The organism is Streptomyces sp. NPDC006487, from assembly GCF_042870555.1.
Classification (GTDB): domain Bacteria; phylum Actinomycetota; class Actinomycetes; order Streptomycetales; family Streptomycetaceae; genus Streptomyces.
The window spans coordinates 377,963-394,639 of record NZ_JBIAHN010000007.1; the positions used below are offsets into that span (position 1 = coordinate 377,963).

Annotated in this window: 17 protein-coding genes and 1 riboswitch; of the genes, 7 read left to right on the top strand and 10 right to left on the bottom strand. The window is 73.4% G+C overall.

Features of this window, described 5'->3' with window-relative positions; translation table 11 throughout:
• Nucleotides 1-4: 4 nt before the first annotated feature.
• From ACFYM0_RS14880 to ACFYM0_RS14895, 4 genes are all read right to left on the bottom strand, one after another.
• A complete protein-coding gene (locus ACFYM0_RS14880) occupies nt 5-1,423 on the bottom strand; it encodes an energy-coupling factor transporter transmembrane protein EcfT (RefSeq protein WP_388500898.1) in 1,419 nt (472 codons plus the stop codon).
• Complete coding sequence (locus ACFYM0_RS14885) at nt 1,420-2,121, bottom strand: SCO2322 family protein (protein ID WP_388500899.1); 702 nt, start codon at nt 2,119-2,121, stop codon at nt 1,420-1,422. The genes ACFYM0_RS14880 and ACFYM0_RS14885 overlap by 4 nt, the downstream gene beginning before the upstream one ends.
• On the bottom strand, nt 2,121-3,389 hold the full coding sequence (locus ACFYM0_RS14890; RefSeq protein WP_388500901.1) for a prenyltransferase/squalene oxidase repeat-containing protein: 1,269 nt from the start codon (nt 3,387-3,389) through the stop codon (nt 2,121-2,123). Before ACFYM0_RS14890 ends, ACFYM0_RS14885 begins: the two co-directional genes overlap by 1 nt.
• A gap of 141 nt (nt 3,390-3,530) precedes the next feature.
• Nucleotides 3,531-3,610, bottom strand: a riboswitch (cobalamin riboswitch).
• Nucleotides 3,611-3,689: 79 nt separating this feature from the next.
• Nucleotides 3,690-4,754, bottom strand: coding sequence for an MBL fold metallo-hydrolase (locus ACFYM0_RS14895; protein WP_388500903.1), 1,065 nt, complete (start codon nt 4,752-4,754; stop codon nt 3,690-3,692).
• Between the two features lie 202 nt (nt 4,755-4,956).
• On the opposite strand from ACFYM0_RS14895, the gene ACFYM0_RS14900 reads away from it, so the two are divergent.
• Entirely contained in the window at nt 4,957-6,435 is a 1,479-nt protein-coding gene (locus ACFYM0_RS14900; RefSeq protein ID WP_388500906.1) for an aldehyde dehydrogenase, read from the top strand.
• Nucleotides 6,435-6,668, top strand: a complete 234-nt coding sequence (locus ACFYM0_RS14905) for a ferredoxin (RefSeq protein WP_266877329.1) — start codon at nt 6,435-6,437, stop codon at nt 6,666-6,668. Before ACFYM0_RS14900 ends, ACFYM0_RS14905 begins: the two co-directional genes overlap by 1 nt.
• Before the next feature lie 237 nt (nt 6,669-6,905).
• Here ACFYM0_RS14905 and ACFYM0_RS14910 read toward each other — a convergent pair whose 3' ends face one another.
• A complete protein-coding gene (locus ACFYM0_RS14910; protein ID WP_388500908.1) occupies nt 6,906-7,580 on the bottom strand; it encodes a TetR family transcriptional regulator in 675 nt (224 codons plus the stop codon).
• Nucleotides 7,581-7,827: 247 nt separating this feature from the next.
• On the opposite strand from ACFYM0_RS14910, the gene ACFYM0_RS14915 reads away from it, so the two are divergent.
• The 3 genes from ACFYM0_RS14915 (at nt 7,828) to ACFYM0_RS14925 (ending at nt 11,106) form a co-directional block, all read left to right on the top strand.
• Complete coding sequence (locus ACFYM0_RS14915) at nt 7,828-9,165, top strand: glycosyltransferase family 4 protein (RefSeq protein ID WP_388500910.1); 1,338 nt, start codon at nt 7,828-7,830, stop codon at nt 9,163-9,165.
• 61 nt (nt 9,166-9,226) lie between these two features.
• Complete coding sequence (locus ACFYM0_RS14920) at nt 9,227-10,009, top strand: class I SAM-dependent methyltransferase (RefSeq protein ID WP_388500913.1); 783 nt, start codon at nt 9,227-9,229, stop codon at nt 10,007-10,009.
• A complete protein-coding gene (locus tag ACFYM0_RS14925; protein ID WP_388500916.1) occupies nt 10,006-11,106 on the top strand; it encodes a prenyltransferase in 1,101 nt (366 codons plus the stop codon). Before ACFYM0_RS14920 ends, ACFYM0_RS14925 begins: the two co-directional genes overlap by 4 nt.
• 58 nt (nt 11,107-11,164) lie before the next feature.
• Here ACFYM0_RS14925 and ACFYM0_RS14930 read toward each other — a convergent pair whose 3' ends face one another.
• Nucleotides 11,165-11,467: a hypothetical protein gene (locus tag ACFYM0_RS14930; RefSeq protein ID WP_388500919.1), complete on the bottom strand. Its 303-nt coding sequence runs from the start codon at nt 11,465-11,467 to the stop codon at nt 11,165-11,167.
• A gap of 260 nt (nt 11,468-11,727) precedes the next feature.
• On the opposite strand from ACFYM0_RS14930, the gene ACFYM0_RS14935 reads away from it, so the two are divergent.
• Complete coding sequence (locus ACFYM0_RS14935; RefSeq protein WP_388501013.1) at nt 11,728-12,225, top strand: hypothetical protein; 498 nt, start codon at nt 11,728-11,730, stop codon at nt 12,223-12,225.
• Between the two features lie 91 nt (nt 12,226-12,316).
• The gene (locus tag ACFYM0_RS14940) at nt 12,317-12,817 is read left to right on the top strand and encodes a hypothetical protein (RefSeq protein ID WP_388500922.1); all 501 of its coding nucleotides are present in this window, start codon (nt 12,317-12,319) and stop codon (nt 12,815-12,817) included.
• On the opposite strand, the gene ACFYM0_RS14945 is transcribed toward ACFYM0_RS14940, so the two are convergent.
• The 4 genes from ACFYM0_RS14945 to ACFYM0_RS14960 form a co-directional block, all read right to left on the bottom strand.
• Nucleotides 12,814-13,824, bottom strand: a complete 1,011-nt coding sequence (locus ACFYM0_RS14945) for an LLM class F420-dependent oxidoreductase (protein ID WP_388500925.1) — start codon at nt 13,822-13,824, stop codon at nt 12,814-12,816. The two genes, ACFYM0_RS14940 and ACFYM0_RS14945, sit on opposite strands and share 4 nt — an antisense overlap.
• Nucleotides 13,825-13,931: 107 nt before the next feature.
• Nucleotides 13,932-14,750, bottom strand: coding sequence for a hypothetical protein (locus ACFYM0_RS14950; RefSeq protein WP_388500927.1), 819 nt, complete (start codon nt 14,748-14,750; stop codon nt 13,932-13,934).
• A gap of 148 nt (nt 14,751-14,898) precedes the next feature.
• On the bottom strand, nt 14,899-15,888 hold the full coding sequence (locus ACFYM0_RS14955; RefSeq protein WP_388500930.1) for an N-acetylmuramoyl-L-alanine amidase: 990 nt from the start codon (nt 15,886-15,888) through the stop codon (nt 14,899-14,901).
• Between the two features lie 145 nt (nt 15,889-16,033).
• Nucleotides 16,034-16,675: a class I SAM-dependent methyltransferase gene (locus tag ACFYM0_RS14960; RefSeq protein WP_327252521.1), complete on the bottom strand. Its 642-nt coding sequence runs from the start codon at nt 16,673-16,675 to the stop codon at nt 16,034-16,036.
• Nucleotides 16,676-16,677 lie beyond the last annotated feature (2 nt).

The following is a 16,677-nucleotide window of genomic DNA, read 5'->3' on the forward strand; positions in this document are numbered from 1 at the left end:
GGGCCTATGCCTCCTTCGGTAGTGGGGCCACCAGCGCCGGGAGGAGGCCCAGCAGGATCGCCGTCGCCGGCCAGAGCGGGAGGGTCGGGACGACCAGGGGGACCACGCCGGGGCGCAGGGCCTCCGGGTCCAGGGACGCGGCCCGGATCAGCAGCGCCGCCACCGCCGCGCCCGACCCGGCGACCAGCCAGGCCCGTACGCCCCACCGGTCCGGCCGGTACCGGGTCCGGATCGACCGGCGGCCGCCGAGCCGCAGCCCGGCCAGGGCCAGGAGGAAGGAGCAGAGGAGGAGCGTGAGGCCGTATCCGGCGCCCTCCGCCGCCAGCAGCCCGTACGTGCCGGCGCAGATGCCGAGCAGCCCGCCGAGGGTCAGCACGTTGGTGGTGTGGCGGACCGCGGCCGGGACCTGCGCGGTGCGGCCGTAGCCGCGGGCGTCCATGGAGGCGGCGATGGCGACTGAGCGTTCCAGCGCGCCCTCCAGCACCGGCAGGCCGATCTGGAGGATCGCCTTGATCCCGCCGGTGGGGCGGCCGCGCAGGCGACGGGCCGTACGGAGGCGGACCACGTCCGCGACCATGTTCGGCGCGAAGGTCATCGCGACGACCACGGCGACGCCGACCTCGTACAGGGCCGCGGGCAGGGACTTCAGCAGCCGCGCCGGATTCGCGAGGGCATTGGCGGCGCCGACGCAGATCAGGAGCGTGGCCAGCTTCGCACCCTCGTAGAAGGCGAAGACGAGCTGCTCGGCGGTGACCCGGCCACCGAGCCGGATGCCCTGCGTCCAGTCCGGAAGCGGGACCTCCGGGAGGGTGAAGAGGACGTGCGCGCCGGGGATGGGGGAGCCGAGCAGCATGGAGAAGACGAGGCGCAGTCCGATGACGAAGAGCCCGAGCTTGACGAACGCCCCGTAGGAACGCGCCCAGGGGGCATCGGTACGGCGGGCCGCGACCACGTACCCGGCGACGCCGACGATCAGGCCGAGGAGGAGCGGGTTGGTGGTGCGGGAGGCGGCGGTGGCGAGCCCGAGGGCCCAGAGCCACCAGGCACCCGCGTGCAGGGCGTTGCCACGCGTGGCCTCGGGGGCGTGCCATTTTTTGTACGTCGGCACGCGCGGGCTCCCGGTTGCCCGGTCGGCGCCTCGGCCGGTCGGGGACGGGACGTCGCGTGCGGGGCCGTGGCCGGCGCCGTGGGGGCGGGTGGCGCGTGCGGCGCCGTCGTGGGTGCGCCCGGCCTGCGGCCGGGCCGGGTTCCCACCCGCACCACCCGTGCGGATCGACGGTCGGGTGCGGGTGGCCCTGGTGGGTGGCTGAGCGCCGTCGGCGACCGCCCAGCCGCCGCTGGGGACCGCCCCGCCGCTGGCGACCGCCCCGCCGTCGGGGCGTGGCGGGTCGGCGGATGCCGGGTCGGCGGGGTTCTGCGTCATCGGGTGCGGCGGCGGCGGGACTGCCAGAAGGCGGCCGCGCCCAGGGCGGCCACCGCTGCGATGCCCGCGAGGAGGCCCGCCGACGGGCCACTGCTGTCGGAGCCGGAGCCGGAGCCGGTGGTGGGCTTGTCCGCGGCAGGGGCGGTCGGGGTGGCCGGGGCGGTGGCCGTGTCCGCCACAGGCTCGCCGCAGCCCTGCTTCGGGTAGCCCGAGATCGCGCACAGCAGGGCCGCGCTGTTGTAGCGCAGCGGCTTCGCGACCTCCGCCAGCGCCTCGGCCGTCGTGGCGTCCGGGCCGACCTGCGCGCACGCCGTACGCGGAGCGTCCTGCGGCGGTGTCTCGCCGGCCTGGGCCTCGGCGGGCGTGCCGAAGTCGATGACCAGCGCGATCCGCTTCTTGCCCGCCACCGGGGCGGTGCCCGAGCAGATGGCCGCGAAGTCCGCGTCCGCGCGCGGCGGGGCGGCCTGATCGGCCGCGTCCTTGCTCACCACGAAGTGGAAGCCCTGCACGGAGCCGTCCGCCGGACGCGCCGAGGAGGGGCCCTGGGTGGCGTACGCCCACGTGGCGCCGGCCCCGTCCCAGAACGACCAGTAGCGGTAGGTCGAGGCCAGGGCGGGGGAAGCGGCCAGCAGGGTCATGGCCAGGGCCAGGACCATGCCGGTGACGACGGACGGCAGCGACGGGCGGCGTCCGCGCATCAGAGCTGGTTCTTCTTCCGGCGCCCGCTGAGCACGATGCCGATGCCCATGCCGGCCGCCGCGCCCGCGAGGATCATCCACCAGACGTTGCCGCCGCCGGAGTCCTTCTCCTCTTTCTTGTCCTTCTTGTCCGCCGGCTGCTCCGAAGCCTTCGCGGAGGCGTTCTGCGGCGCCGGGCCCGTCGCGTTCAGCGCCGCGACCAGGTCGGTGCCGCCGAAGGCCTTCGGATCGGTGCCCGTCGCGTGCGCGGCCAGGATCAGGGTGGCGAGACCGGCCGGGTTGCCCTTGGACCACTCGGCCGAGTTGCCCTTCAGCCACTCCAGGGCGCCCGCCGCGGACTGCTTGTGCCCGGCCGCGGCCAGGGCGATCACCGCGTCGGCGGTGTTGCCGTTGTCCGCCGTCGACTGGTCGGCGCCCGGGGTGAGGGCGGTGAGGTGGCCGTCCTTCTTCAGGGCCTGGGCCAGGTACCCGGCGGCGCCCTGGGCCGCCGCCACCGGGTCACCCGCGGTCGCCGGGCAGGTGAGCGGGGCCGCGGGGGTGTCCGTAGGGGAGGGGGAGACGACCGGGCCCGTGCCGAGTCCGGCCAGGACGACGGCGGCCGTCGCGTCGGCGCTGGCGGACAGCTTGCCGCCGGCCGGCTGGAAGGCGAAGGCGCCCCGGTCGGCCGCCGGCTCGGCCGAGCAGCCGAGCTGGAAGCCGAGGAGGGACTCGTACGGAGACTTGCCGGACTTCGACTTGACCTCGGCGGGCTTCTCGCCGGCCGCCTCCAGGGCCCTGATCACGAGGGCGGTCGAGTTGGCGTCCGAACCGCCGTCCAGGGCGCCGCCGGGGTTGTTGCTCCAGCCGCCGTCATCGTTCTGTACGGACTTCAGCCAGCCCACCGTCTTCTTCACCGTCCCGGTGTGGCCGCCGAGCGCGGCCAGCGCCTGCACGGCGACCGAGGTGGCGTTGGAGTCGATGAACGCCGAGGCGTCGCAGGCCTTGGCCGTGTCGGCGCGGAAGGCGGCGAAGGAGCCGTCGGCGCACTGCTGGCCGACGAGCCAGTCCACGGCCTGCTGCGCCGGCTTCACGCCCACGGTGTGCTGGGCGAGCAGGGCGAACGACTGCCGCCACACCCCGTCGTACGTCGGGTCGTTCTTGCCGTAGAGCCCGGAGGGGATGACGGGCGCCGGGGAAGGGGTGGCGACATCGGCGAGGGCCGCGGGGGCCGCGCCCACGCAGAGCACGGCGGAGACGGCGAGCGTGGCGGCGCTGCGGCGGACGTTCATGGCGGGGCGGGTGCCTCTCGTGCTGGGGACCCGGAGGCAGGCAGCACAGCAGCGGGGCTGGCACCGGGCTCCGGCTCCGTTTACCTCGACGGTGCCGGCCGCCGGAGGACCCGGCGGCACGAGCCGCGCACCTCCGGCACGGGGCAATCCGGCTCCCCGCCCCGGTGCTGCGGGGGAGGGTCACGGTTGCGGGTCAGCGCCGGATTCGCACCGGCTTCCCCCCGTACGGAAGTGTGGACGACGCCCATACTCTACCGGCCCGTAGCTCCGGTACCGGGTGGCGCCGCCCACCCGCACCCCTTACACGGCGCGGTACGTCACGGGGTCGGTGCCCGGTACCGCCTCCGCGCGGCCCTGCTTCACGAGACGCCGCAGATGGGCCTCCGCTTCGGAGACGGCGATGTTGCGGGAGCCGTACGGGATCTGCTCCCAGGGCCGGTTCCACTCCATCCGCTCCGCCAGCGCCCACGGGGTCAGCGGCTCGGCGGCGAGCAGTTCGCGCAGCCCGGCCAGCCGCTCCTCGTGGTGGTCCAGGAGCTCCCGTACGCGGCCCTGCGCGTCGGTGAAGGCGTGCTGGTGGGCCGGGAGCACCTCGGCGGGCTGGAGGCGGCCGATGCGTTCGAGGGAGTCGAGGTAGTCGCCGAGCGGGTCGGTGATCCGCTCGGAGGAGGGGTCCTCGTAGAGGCCGATGTGCGGGGAGATCCCGGGCAGCAGGTGGTCCCCGGAGAAGAGGCGGCCGTTGCCGGGCAGGTTCGCCGGGTGCTTCTCCTCCAGGTGCAGGCAGACGTGCCCGGGGGTGTGCCCGGGGGTCCAGATCGCCCGCAGCCGGCGGCCGGCCAGGGGCAGCAGCTCGGCGGGCACGATCTCCCGGTCGGGGACGGCGGCCCGCAGCCCCGGAAGGGTGCTCATGCGGCCGCTCGCGCGGGCGGCGCGCAGCGGGGCGATGTGCTCCTCGGGGGCTCCGGAGGTGGCCAGCTTCTCGCTCATGTAGTCGAACCAGACGCCGGGTTCGGAGGCCCGGGTCCGCACCACGATCTCGCTGTCGGCGGCGTGCATGGCGATCCAGGCGCCGGAAACCTCCCGGACCTGGCCGGACAGGCCGTGGTGGTCGGGGTGGTGGTGGGTGATGACCACGCCGTGCACGTCGGCGATGGCGATGGAGAGGGCGCCGAGGCCGGCGACGAGGGTGTCCCAGGACTCGGGGTCGTCCCAGCCGGTGTCGATGAGGACCGGGCCGCGGTCGGTGTCGAGGACGTGGACGAGGGTGTGGCCGAGCGGATTGTCGGGGATGGGGACCTTGATGCCCCACACGCCGCCGCCGTGATCGGTGACGTGAGGTGCCACGTCCGGGGTGTCCTCTGCCATGAGGGGCTCCGCTCTTACGGGCTCTAACAGGAACGTGTTGCAATAGTCGCCCAAGTCGACCACTTTTGCGGGCTCCTGACTAGTCGTTGGATCTTCGGGGTGCCGGGTGAATCGATGCGCGAGCGGTTCGGTCGGCGCCGTGGACTCCTAGAACTAGAACTGGTATCAGTTCTGGAACGCCAAGCCGCAGGAGGCATCAGCCATGACCGAGCTCGTGGAACACGGAAAACTGTTCATCGGCGGTGAGTGGACGGATCCGCTGGGCTCCGACACGATCAAGGTCGTTTCGCCCCACACCGGTCAGGTCATCGGCAGCGTCCCGCACGCCTCGAAGGCGGACGTCGACCGGGCCGTCGCCGTGGCGCGCAAGGCCTTCGACGAGGGCCCCTGGCCCCGCACCACGCTCGAAGAGCGGATCGCGGTGGTGACCAGGATCAAGGACGCCATAGCCGTCCGCCACGAGGAGATCGCCCGCTCGATCAGCTCCCAGAACGGGTCCCCGTACTCCTGGAGCATCCTCGCCCAGGCCCTCGGCCCGATGATGGTCTACGACGCCGCGATCACCGTGGCCCGCGACTACCCCTACGAGGAGTTCCGCCAGGGCGTCCTCGGCCCGATCCTCGTCCGGCGCGAAGCCGTCGGCGTGGTCGCCGCCGTCATCCCGTGGAACGTCCCGCAGTTCGTGGCCGCCGCAAAGCTGGCGCCCGCGCTGCTCACCGGCTGCACGGTGATCCTCAAGCCGTCCCCGGAGGCGGTCCTCGACTCCTACATCCTCGCCGACATCGCCCGCGAGGCCGGACTGCCCGAGGGCGTGCTGTCGATCCTGCCCGCCGACCGGGAGGTCAGCGAGTACCTCGTCGGCCACCCGGACGTGGACAAGGTCGCCTTCACCGGCTCCGTGCCCGCCGGCCGCCGGGTCATGGAGGTCGCCTCGAAGAACCTCACCCGCGTGACCCTCGAACTCGGCGGCAAGTCCGCGGCCGTCATCCTCCCGGACGCCGACCTCGACGCCGCCGTCTCCGGCATCGTCCCCGCGGCCTGGATGAACAACGGCCAGGCCTGCGTGGCCCAGACCCGCGTCCTCGCCCCGCGCAGCCGCTACGAGGAGATCGCCGAGGCGCTCGCCGCCGCGGCCTCGGCGCTGGTGGTCGGCGACCCGCTGGACCCCGCGACGCAGCTCGGCCCGCTGGTGGCCAGGCGGCAGCAGCAGCGCTCGCTCGACTTCATCCGGATCGGCCAGGAGGAGGGCGCCAAGGTCCTGTCCGGCGGCGGACGTCCGGCGGGACAGGGCCTGGACCAGGGCTGGTACGTGGAGCCGACCCTCTTCGGTGACGTCGACAACTCGATGCGGATCGCCCGCGAGGAGATCTTCGGCCCGGTCGTCTGCCTGATCCCGTACGGGGACGAGGCGGAGGCCCTGCGGGTCGCCAACGACTCGGAGTTCGGGCTCAGCGGCAGCGTCTGGACCGGCGACGTGGAGCACGGCATCGACTTCGCCCGGCAGGTGCGGACCGGCACCTTCAACGTGAACACCTTCAGCCTGGACATGCTCGGGCCGTTCGGCGGCTACAAGAACAGCGGCGTCGGGCGGGAGTTCGGCCCGGAGGGGCTGAGCGAGTACCTGGAGCACAAGATGATCCACCTCCCGGCCGGGTACGCACCCCCTGCGGCCGGTGCGTGATGGGTGACCGCTGGCACGTCGAGGTGGACCGCGGGGTCTGCATCGGCTCGGGGATGTGCGTGAACCACGCCCCGGAGGGCTTCGCCCTCGACTCGGCGCGGCAGTCGCATCCGCGGGCCGCGGAGACGGACGCGAGCGAGCCGGTGCTCGCGGCGGCGGAGGGATGCCCGGTCGAGGCGATCGCGATCACCTTGCTGGGCAGTGGCGAGGCGGTGTTCCCTCCGGAGGAGTGAGGGGGCCGCGGGGGCCCGGGTCCGGGGCCGGAGGTGTGGGCCCTGGCCCCCGCGGCTCCGGGCCGTGGCCGGCCCTGGTCGGCCGCCGGTCCCCGGATCCGTTGGGTCGGGTGTGCCGACGGCGTCCGTGGCCGCCTCCGGTGCGCCCGGTGCGCCCGGGGCCTTCGGCAAGGAGCAGGCCGCGGCCGAGGGACCGCCCGGGACCAGCCGCGGCCGGTGCCCGGCCGAACAGCTGGATCAGGACTTTTTCGGAGGTGCCGGCGGGGTCGCCGGCCCGGGCCCGGCGTCCGGGGCCGTGAGGTCGATCAGGCGGCAGACCGTTTCGATGTCGATCTTCACCTGGGCGATCGAGGCCCGGCCCGAGAGCCAGGTGATCAGGGCGGAGTGCCAGGTGTGCTCGATCACCCGGACCGCCGACAGCTGTTCCGCCGTCGGCGGGGCGTCCAGTCCCATCGCGTCCAGGATGATCGCCGTCGTGAGGCGGGACACCGTGTCCACCTCCGGGCTCACGCTGCGGTCCGCGAAGGTCAGGGCCCGGACCATCGCGTCCGCCAGGTGCGGCTCGCGCTGCAGCGCGCGGAAGGCCCGCATCAGGGTTTCCGCGACCCGGGCCGCGGGCTCCTCCCCGGCCGGCGGGCGCTTGCGCAGCGTTCCGTGCATGTGCTGGAGCTGGTCCTGCATGGTCGCGACGAGCAGGTGCACCTTGGAGGGGAAGTACCGGTAGAGGGTGCCGAGGGCCACGCTGGAGGACTCCGCGACCTCCCGCATCTGCACCGCGTCGAAGCCGCCGCGGCTCGCGAGCTGGGCGCTGGCGTGCAGGATCCGCCTGCGGCGTGCCTCCTGGCGCTCCGTCAGGGGCGGAGACGCCGGTGTGGTGACGGCTGGGGTCACGGCCTTCGCTTCCGCTGTCATCTGTCCCGTTCCGGTTCCAAGGCGTTCCAGTTCCAAGGCGTTCATGCGTGTGCGGGGGTGCCGCCGGGTGCTCGCGCGCCCAGCATGGCAGGCGCCCGAGCCGTGGCGCGAATCACCCGCCACCCCTCTTACGGTGTGGTTTCCGGCCGGTAGATTCAATGCTCTTCAACGGATCAAGTCTGAAACTTGTTCTACATTATCCGAGCGGTTACGCTCCGGCGAAAGTGCAGGGAGAAGGGGGCCGAGAGTGACCGCAGAGGCCATGGTGACGAGCCCTCTCACGGGTTCGGCCGCCGACGGAAGCCGCCCGTTGCGGATCGCACTCCTCACCTATAAGGGGAACCCGTTCTGCGGTGGCCAGGGCGTCTACGTCCGCCACCTCGCGCGCGAGCTCGTGAAGCTGGGCCACGGCGTCGAAGTCATCGGCGCGCAGCCCTACCCGGTGCTCGACACCGACGCCCTCACCGGCGCCGGCGCCACCCTCACCGAGCTGCCCAGCCTGGACCTCTACCGCAGCCCCGACCCGTTCCGCACGCCGGGGCGCGACGAGTACCGCGACTGGATCGACGCCGTCGAGGTCGCGACCATGTGGACCGGCGGATTCCCCGAGCCGCTGACCTTCTCGCTGCGAGCGCGCAGGCATCTGGCCGCGCGCGCCGGTGAGTTCGACGTCATCCACGACAACCAGACCCTCGGCTACGGGCTGTTGGCCGACCTCGGCGCCCCGCTGGTCACCACCATCCACCACCCCATCACCGTCGACCGCGAGCTGGACCTGGCCGCCGCCAAGGACCGCAGGAAGCGTGCCTCCGTGCGGCGCTGGTACGGGTTCACGCGCATGCAGGGCCGCGTGGCCCGCCGCCTGCCCTCCGTGCTCACCGTCTCCGGCTCCTCCAAGAAGGAGATCGCCGAGCACCTCGGCGTCCGGGACGAGCGCATCCACGTCGTCCACATCGGCGCGGACACCGACCTCTGGTCGCCCGACGCCTCCGTGGCCGAGGTGCCCGGCCGGATCGTGACCACGTCGAGCGCCGACGTCCCGCTCAAGGGGCTCGTGCACCTCGTCGAGGCCCTCGCGAAACTCCGTACCGAACAGCCCGACGCCCACCTCGTCGTCGTCGGCAAGCGCGCCGAACAGGGCCCGGTGGCCCGCGCGATCGAGACGTACGGACTCCAGGACGCCGTCCGCTTCGTCAAGGGCATCACCGACACCGAGCTCGTCGACCTCGTCCGCAGCGCCCAGATCGCCTGCGTGCCCTCGCTGTACGAGGGCTTCTCGCTCCCGGCCGCCGAGGCCATGGCCACCGGCACCCCGCTGGTCGCCACCACCGGCGGGGCGATTCCCGAGGTCACCGGCCCCGACGGCGAGAGCTGCCTCGCCGTGCCGCCCGGCGACGCGGGCGCGCTCGCCGCCGCGCTGGGCCGGCTGCTGGGCGACGGCGAACTGCGCACCCGGCTCGGCGCCGCCGGCCGCGAGCGGGTGCTGTCCCGCTTCACCTGGGCCAGGGCCGCCGAGGGCACCGTCGTCCACTACCGCGCCGCCATCGAGCGGGCCGCGGCCGCGCAGTCCCGTACCGCCCGGTGACCTCCACCTTCCGTCCGATGCAGTTCCCCTCCCCACCCCGCGACCGCGAAGGCAGGACCACGTGCTGACCGTCGATTTCTCCCGGTTCCCGCTCGCCGCAGGCGACCGCGTACTCGATCTGGGCTGCGGCGCAGGCCGGCACGCCTTCGAGTGCTACCGGCGCGGCGCCCAGGTGGTCGCCCTCGACCGCAACGGCGAGGAGATCCGCGAGGTCGCCAAGTGGTTCGCCGCGATGAAGGAGGCCGGCGAGGCCCCGGCCGGCGCCACCGCCACCGCCATGGAGGGCGACGCCCTCGCGCTGCCCTTCCCCGACGAGTCCTTCGACGTCGTCATCATCTCCGAGGTGATGGAGCACATCCCCGACGACAAGGGCGTCCTCGCCGAGATGGTCCGGGTCCTGAAGCCCGGTGGACGCATCGCCATCACCGTGCCGCGCTACGGCCCCGAAAAGATCTGCTGGGCGCTCTCCGACGCCTACCACGAGGTCGAGGGCGGCCACATCCGCATCTACAAGGCGGAGGAACTGCTCGGCAAGATGGAGTCCGCGGGCCTCAAGCCGTACGGCACCCACCACGCGCACGGCCTGCACTCGCCGTACTGGTGGCTCAAGTGCGCCTTCGGCGTCGACAACGACAAGGCGCTGCCCGTCAAGGCGTACCACAAGCTCCTGGTCTGGGACATCATGAAGAAGCCCGCGCTCACCCGGCTCGCGGAGCAGGCGCTGAACCCGGTCATCGGCAAGAGCTTCGTCGCCTACGCGACCAAGCCGCACCTCCCCGTGGGCGCGGCCGGTGCCGTGGCGGAGCCCGCGGCGGAGTCTGCGGCCGTGGGCGCCGCGCAGTGAGCTCTCCCGGGCGCACCGCACCCGAACACCTGGTCCTGGACGGCGTGCTGACCGCCGAGCAGGCCTCCGCCACCGTCGCCGGGATCCTCGCCGCGCAGCGCGCCGACGGGGCCATCCCCTGGTTCCGCGGGCACCACCTCGACCCGTGGGACCACACCGAGGCCGCGATGGCCCTCGACGCGGCCGGCGAACACGAGGCCGCCGAGCGGGCCTACGACTGGCTGGTCCGCCACCAGAACGAGGACGGCTCCTGGTACGCGGCCTACGCCGACCGCGAGGACGGGGTCGACACCCGCGAGCCGCAGGACGCGAGCCGGGAGACCAACTTCGTCGCGTACCTCGCCGTCGGCGTCTGGCACCACCACCTGTCCACCGGCGACGAGGCCTTCCTCGACCGGATGTGGCCCGCCGTGTACGCGGCCGTCGAGTTCGTCCTGCGGCTTCAGCAGCCGGGCGGCGAGATCGGCTGGAAGCGCGAACCGTCCGGCGAGGCCGTCCGGGACGCGCTGCTCACCGGGTCCTCCTCCATCCACCAGGCACTGCGCTGTGCGCTGGCCATCGCCGAGTACCGGGGCGATCCGCAGCCCGACTGGGAACTGGCCGCGGGCGCCCTCGGGCACGCGATACGACGCCACCCGGAGCGGTTCCTGGACAAGTCCCGCTACTCCATGGACTGGTACTACCCCGTCCTCGGCGGGGCGCTGACCGGCGCGGAGGCGAAGGCCCGGATCGAGGAGCGGTGGGAGGAGTTCGTCGTCCCCGACCTCGGCGTCCGGTGCGTGCTGCCGAACCCCTGGGTGACCGGCGGGGAGTCATGCGAACTGGCGCTCGCGCTGTGGGCGACGGGGGAGTCGGACCGGGCCCTGGAGATCCTGCGCTCGATCGGCCACCTGCGGGCCGACAACGGCATGTACTGGACCGGGTACGTCTTCGACGACCGGGCGGTCTGGCCCGTGGAACAGACCACCTGGACGGCGGGCTCGCTCCTCCTCGCGGTGGCCGCGCTGGGAGGCGACGAGGCCACCGGCACGGTTTTCGGCGGGCTGGCGCTGCCGTCCGGACTGGAACCGGACTGCTGCGCCGGGACGCCCGCCTGAGTACGGCACGTCCCCCGGCACAGGTCGGGGGACGGACACCGGCACGGGCCGGGGTCCGTCAGCGCCGGTAGAGCCGGCCCGCGATGGCGTGGCCGATGACCAGGTAGGCGACGGCCGCGATGCCGTAGCCGACCACCACCTGGATCCAGTCGCGGTCGAAGGTGAACAGGTCGTAGGACCAGCCGGCCAGCCAGCTCGCCGCGTCGTGGATGAAGTCCACCAGGGAATTGCCCTGGTTGGCGTCCAGCAGGTACAGCAGGATCCACAGGCCGATGACGAAGGCCATGACGTCCGCCACGACCGCGACGGCGCGGCCTGCCTGGCTGCTTCCTCTGGTGTGCACTCGCGTGTGTGTGGGCATGCCGCGCTTCTGGCCGGTTCCCGGCGGGATAAACCCGAACGGGTCCCCCGGGTGGCGGAGTCGGGTGGCCGGGGCGAGGCTGCGGGGGACGCCTCAGTCCCCGGAGGAAACCCGTGTCCCTACCCACCACAGCCGTCCGTTTCCGCCGTGCCCTCACGGCGGTTCTCCTGTCCTGCGCCCTGCTCGGCGGTGCCACCGCCTGCGGCTCGGGCGGTGGCGACAAGACCGCCGCCGGTCAGGCCGACGAGGTCTCGGTGGCCATGGCCGCGTTCGCCGAGGCCGACGCCGCGGCCTCCGCCGAGGACGCGGAAGCGGCGGCCGCCTCGCCCTTGCCCACCAGCCCGGCGGAGAAGCAGAAGTTCGCCAAGGCCCGCTTCGTCGCCAACGCGGGCCTCGCGGCCGGCGCCACGTACCAGTGGATCATCAAGCCGTACAAGGCCGGCAAGTTCAAGAAGGGCGCCAAGGGCCGCACCTTCGCCCTGGTCAAGGCGGGCCTCGCGGGCGCTTTCGCCTACAACCGGCTGAAGGCCGCCACCGAGAACGCCAAGGGCGATCCGCTGCTGTCGAAGGCCGTGGGCCCGCTGACCGCGGGCATCGACTCCCTCAAGGGACTCGGCTCCAAGCTGCGCAAGGGCCAGGCGGGCGACGCCGACATCGGCGCTTTCGAGGACGTCATCAACAGCGTCAAGGAGGCCGGGAAGAGCGCGGGCGCCACGGTGACCGACAAGATTCCGAGCGCCGGGCAGCTGACCGGCTGAGCGCAGCCGCCGTCCTCCCGAAGTCGCCGCCCTGGAACAGGCCGGACCGGAGCATTCCGGTCCGGCCTGTTCCACCTGTTTGAATGGGGTGGTGATCGAGTACGTGGTCCTCGCCGGCGCCGCCGCCGGAACCGGCTGGCTGATGCGCCGCAAGCACCTGCGGCGCCGGGCCGTCGCGCCCGTGCCCGGCATCCCGTGCATGGCGCGCCGGCCCGCGGGCGCCGGCCGCTGGCGCAGCGGCCGGGTCTACGCGGACCGGGGCGCGGCCCGCTGGGTGCCCGGCCGGGGCGAGCCCGTGATCCTGACCGGCGGCCGGGCCACCGGCGTACGGGTTCCCTCCGTGAAGGAGGGCATCTCCATCAACCCGGGCTCGCGCATCGTGACCTGCGCGTTCGAGGACGGCGGGGCCGGGGCCGCGGGAACCGCGGGAGCTGCCGGAGCTGCCGCAGCCGCGGGAGCCGCCGGGGGCATGGAGATCGCCGTGATGCCGCTGGACCTCCGGGAACTGCTGGCCGCGCTGGGGCAGGCCGTCCCGGAAGCGGCCCCGGAGGAGCCGGCCGCCCCGGATGCGGCCCCGGAGGAGCCGGCCTAGCTGTTCAGCTCCGCCAGGACCCGCAGGGTGTGCGGGTCGGGGGCGGTCAGGAGCAGGTCGGTGACCGGGCCCTTGCGCCACAGCTCCAGGCGTTCGGCGATCCGCTCCCGCGGGCCGATCAGGGAGATCTCGTCCGCGAAGGCGTCCGGGACGGCCATGACGGCCTCCTCCTTGCGCCCGGCCAGGAACAGTTCCTGGATCCGGTGCGCCTCCTCCTCGTAGCCCATCCGCCCCATGAGGTCGGCGTGGAAGTTGCGTGCCGCGTGCCCCATCCCGCCGATGTAGAAGCCCAGCATCGCCTTGACCGGGAGCAGGCCCTCGGAGACGTCGTCGCAGACCTTGGCCCGCGCCATCGGGGCGATCATGAACCCCTCGGGGAGCTCGGACAGCGAGGCCTGGTAGACGTCCGTGCGGGTCGGCGACCAGTAGAGGGGGAGCCAGCCGTCCGCGATGCGGGTGGTCTGGGCGATGTTCTTCGGTCCCTCCGCGCCGAGCAGGACCGGCAGGTCCGCCCGCAGCGGGTGGGTGATGGGCTTGAGCGGCTTGCCGATGCCGGTGCCGTCCGCGCCCCGGTACGGGTGGCTGTGGAAGCGGCCGTCCAGCGCGACAGGGGCCTCGCGGCGCAGCACCTGGCGGATGACGTCCACGTACTCCCGGGTCGCCGTCAGGGGGCTGGAGGGGAAGGGGCGCCCGTACCAGCCCTCGACCACTTGCGGGCCGGACAGGCCGAGGCCCAGCATCATCCGGCCGCCGGACAGGTGGTCCAGGGTCAGGGCCTGCATGGCGGTGGCGGTCGGGGTGCGGGCGGCCATCTGTGCGATGGCGGTGCCCAGGCGGATCCGCGAGGTGTGCGCGGCGATCCAGGTGAGCGGGGTGAAGGCGTCCGAGCCCCAGGCCTCGGCGGTCCACACGGAGTCGTAACCGAGGTTCTCGGCTTCGGCGGCGAGGTCGAGGTGGTCCGGATTGGGGCCGCGGCCCCAGTAGCCGAGTGCGAGTCCGAGGCGCATGTGACGGTCCCCTCCACGAATCTGACGATGCGTCAGGTGACTGTAGGGCAACGGCCCCCCGCCCGGAAGGGCGGGGGGCCGTCGTGGCGCCGTACGGGCTCGCGGGATCAGCCGCGCTGGATGCCCGAGGTGTCGTTCAGGACGCCGCGCCGGCCGTCCTGGGTCTGGGCGATGAGAGTGGCCGGACCGCGCTGCTCCACGGCCAGGTACCAGGTGCCGGGCGCGAGCTCCGCGATCGGGGCGGGGTTGCCGTCCTCGGCGAAGAGCGGACGGGCCACCGGAACGGCGAACCAGAACGGAGTGAAGTCCGCCGCCGGGGCCGGCTGCGGGGTCGCGTCCTGCGGGGGCTGGGGCTGCTCGTGGCCGCCGCCGTAGGGCGGGGCCGGCTGCGGGGCGGCCCCGTACGGCTGCGGCTCCTGGCCGCCCGGGTACCCGTACCCGGCGCCCGGCTGCTGCGGCTGGCCGCCGTACGGCGGGACGGCGGCGGTGGCGGGCTTCGGGTCCGGCACCAGCTGCCCGGCGAGCGCGGGCACCTTCGCGCCGAAGAGGGTCACGCCGGCCAGCACGGCCGTGGCGAGGAAGCCGAGGACGGCGCCCGCACCCAGGTCGGCCCCGGTCGGGCAGGTGATCAGCGCCCAGAGCGCGGACCAGGCCGCCGCGACGGAGAGCACCGTGCCCCAGGCCTGGAAGGGCAGGCCCAGGAGCTGGCGTCCGGCGGGCTGCAGGCGGGCCGCGACGAGCAGGCCGACGGCGATGAACGCGAGCAGGAAGATGCTCGGCAGCGCCAGGCGGTACACGTCGGTGTCCCATGCGCTCGGTGCGTCGACGCCGGGCGCGGAATAGAAATCGAGGAACGAGGCGATGAACAGCAACGCCGCTGCTCCGATCACCACGCCGTCGCCTCGAGTGAGGGATCGGATGTTCACGTCTCAGGTGTCCTTCTCGGTCTCGTCGTCTCGTGGTGCCGTGGGTGCCCGCCGTGACGCAGGGGGCGGGCGGCACCATGGTACGGAGCTTTGCCGCGGCCGAGAGGATCGGGGCTGCGGGCCGTCCGGAGGGACGGTCCTGGTGGCCCTACCCGCCGAGGAAGCCGACGATGCCGTCCGCGATGCCCTGGGCCGCTTTCTGGCGCCATTCCGGACTCGACAGCTGCGCCGCGTCCTTGGCATCACGCATGTTGCCGCATTCGATGAACACCTTGGGCCGGGTCGAGAGGTTCAGTCCGCCCAGATCGTCCCGGACGACCAATCCGGTTCCGCTGCCCAGGTAGTTGGCGGGCGCGGAACCGGTGGTCCGGGCGAAGTTCCCGGCGATGCGCTCGCCGAGCTGCCGGGAGGGTTCGATGATCTTCGCGGTGTCGGCGCCGCCGCCCTTGACCTTGGCGGGGAGGATGACGTGGAAGCCGCGGCTGCCGGCCGACACCCCGTCCGCGTGGACGGAGACCACCGCGTCGGCGGCGGCCTCGTTGCCGATCCGGGCGCGCTCGTCGATGCACGGGCCGAAGGGGCGTTCCTTGCCGGCCTCGTGGGTGAGGAGCACCTTGAGGCCCTTGGCTTCCAGGGCGGTGCGCAGGCGCCGGGACACGTCCATGCTGAACTCGGCTTCCATGTAGCCGGAGTTGGTGGTCGTGCCGGTGGTGTCGCACTCCTTGCGGTTGGTGCCGATGTCCACCTGGCGGTTGATCTCGGTGGTGTGCTTGAAGTTGCCCGTGTTGTGACCGGGGTCGATGACGACCGTGCGGCCGGCGAGACCCTTGGCGGCGGCCGGGGCCGGGGTCCCGGCGGGGGCCGCGCTCGCACCCGGTGCGGGCGTCGGCGCCGCCGATGCGGAAGGCGCGGAAGGCACCGCCGCCGACGCCGCGAGCGGCATCACGATCCGGGGCGGCCGCGAGTCGTCGCCCGCGCCCCCGCTCAGCACCTCGGTCAGTACCCACCCCGCCAGGGCGGCCGGGGCGATCGCGGCCGCCGCGACGACCAGGGTGGACCGGCGGGCGTACCAGGGCCGGTCCGGACTGACGGACGTCGAGGACTCGGGGAGCGGCGGGGAGCTTTCGTCGTAGCGCACCCGGCGATGCTAGACCGGAGGTCGGTCGGGTGTACGGACCCTGCGCCATCCGGGGGCACGGTGAGGTTATATGCCGAGGTGGGGGAGGGGGTGGGGGCGGGATGCGGCCCGGAGCTGGGAGCCCGGCGCCTGGACGATCGGATGGTCAGATTCCCTCGCCGGTGCGGCGCAGCACGCGCAGGGAGTCGGTCACCGAGACCTCCTCGAAGGCGCCCGAGGCAAGGGCGCGCACGTAGATGCGGTACGGGGCCTGGCCGCCGTCGGCCGGGTCGGGGAACACGTCGTGGATCACCAGCGTGCCGCCTTCGGCGACGTGCGGGGCCCAGCCCTCGTAGTCACCCGTGGCGTGCTCGTCGGTGTGGCCGCCGTCGATGAAGACCAGGCCGAGCTTGCCGCCCCAGGCCGCGGCGACCTGCGGGGAGCGGCCGACGATCGCGATGACGTGGTCCTCCAGGCCGGCCTTGTGCAGGGTGCGGCGGAAGGTGGGCAGGGTGTCCATCAGCCCGATCTCCGGGTCCACGACGCTCGGGTCGTGGTACTCCCAGCCCGGCTGCTGCTCCTCGCTGCCCCGGTGGTGGTCCACGGTGAGCGCGCTCACCCCCGCCTCGCGGGCGGCGTCGGCGAGCAGGATCGTGGAGCGCCCGCAGTAGGTGCCGACCTCCAGCAACGGCAGCCCGAGCCGCGCCGCGGAGGCGGCGGCCTCATACAGGGCGAGCCCTTCCCCCACGGGCATGAACCCCTTGGCGGCCTCGAAGGCGGCGAGGGTCTCCGGCTTGGGGCTGGCCATGG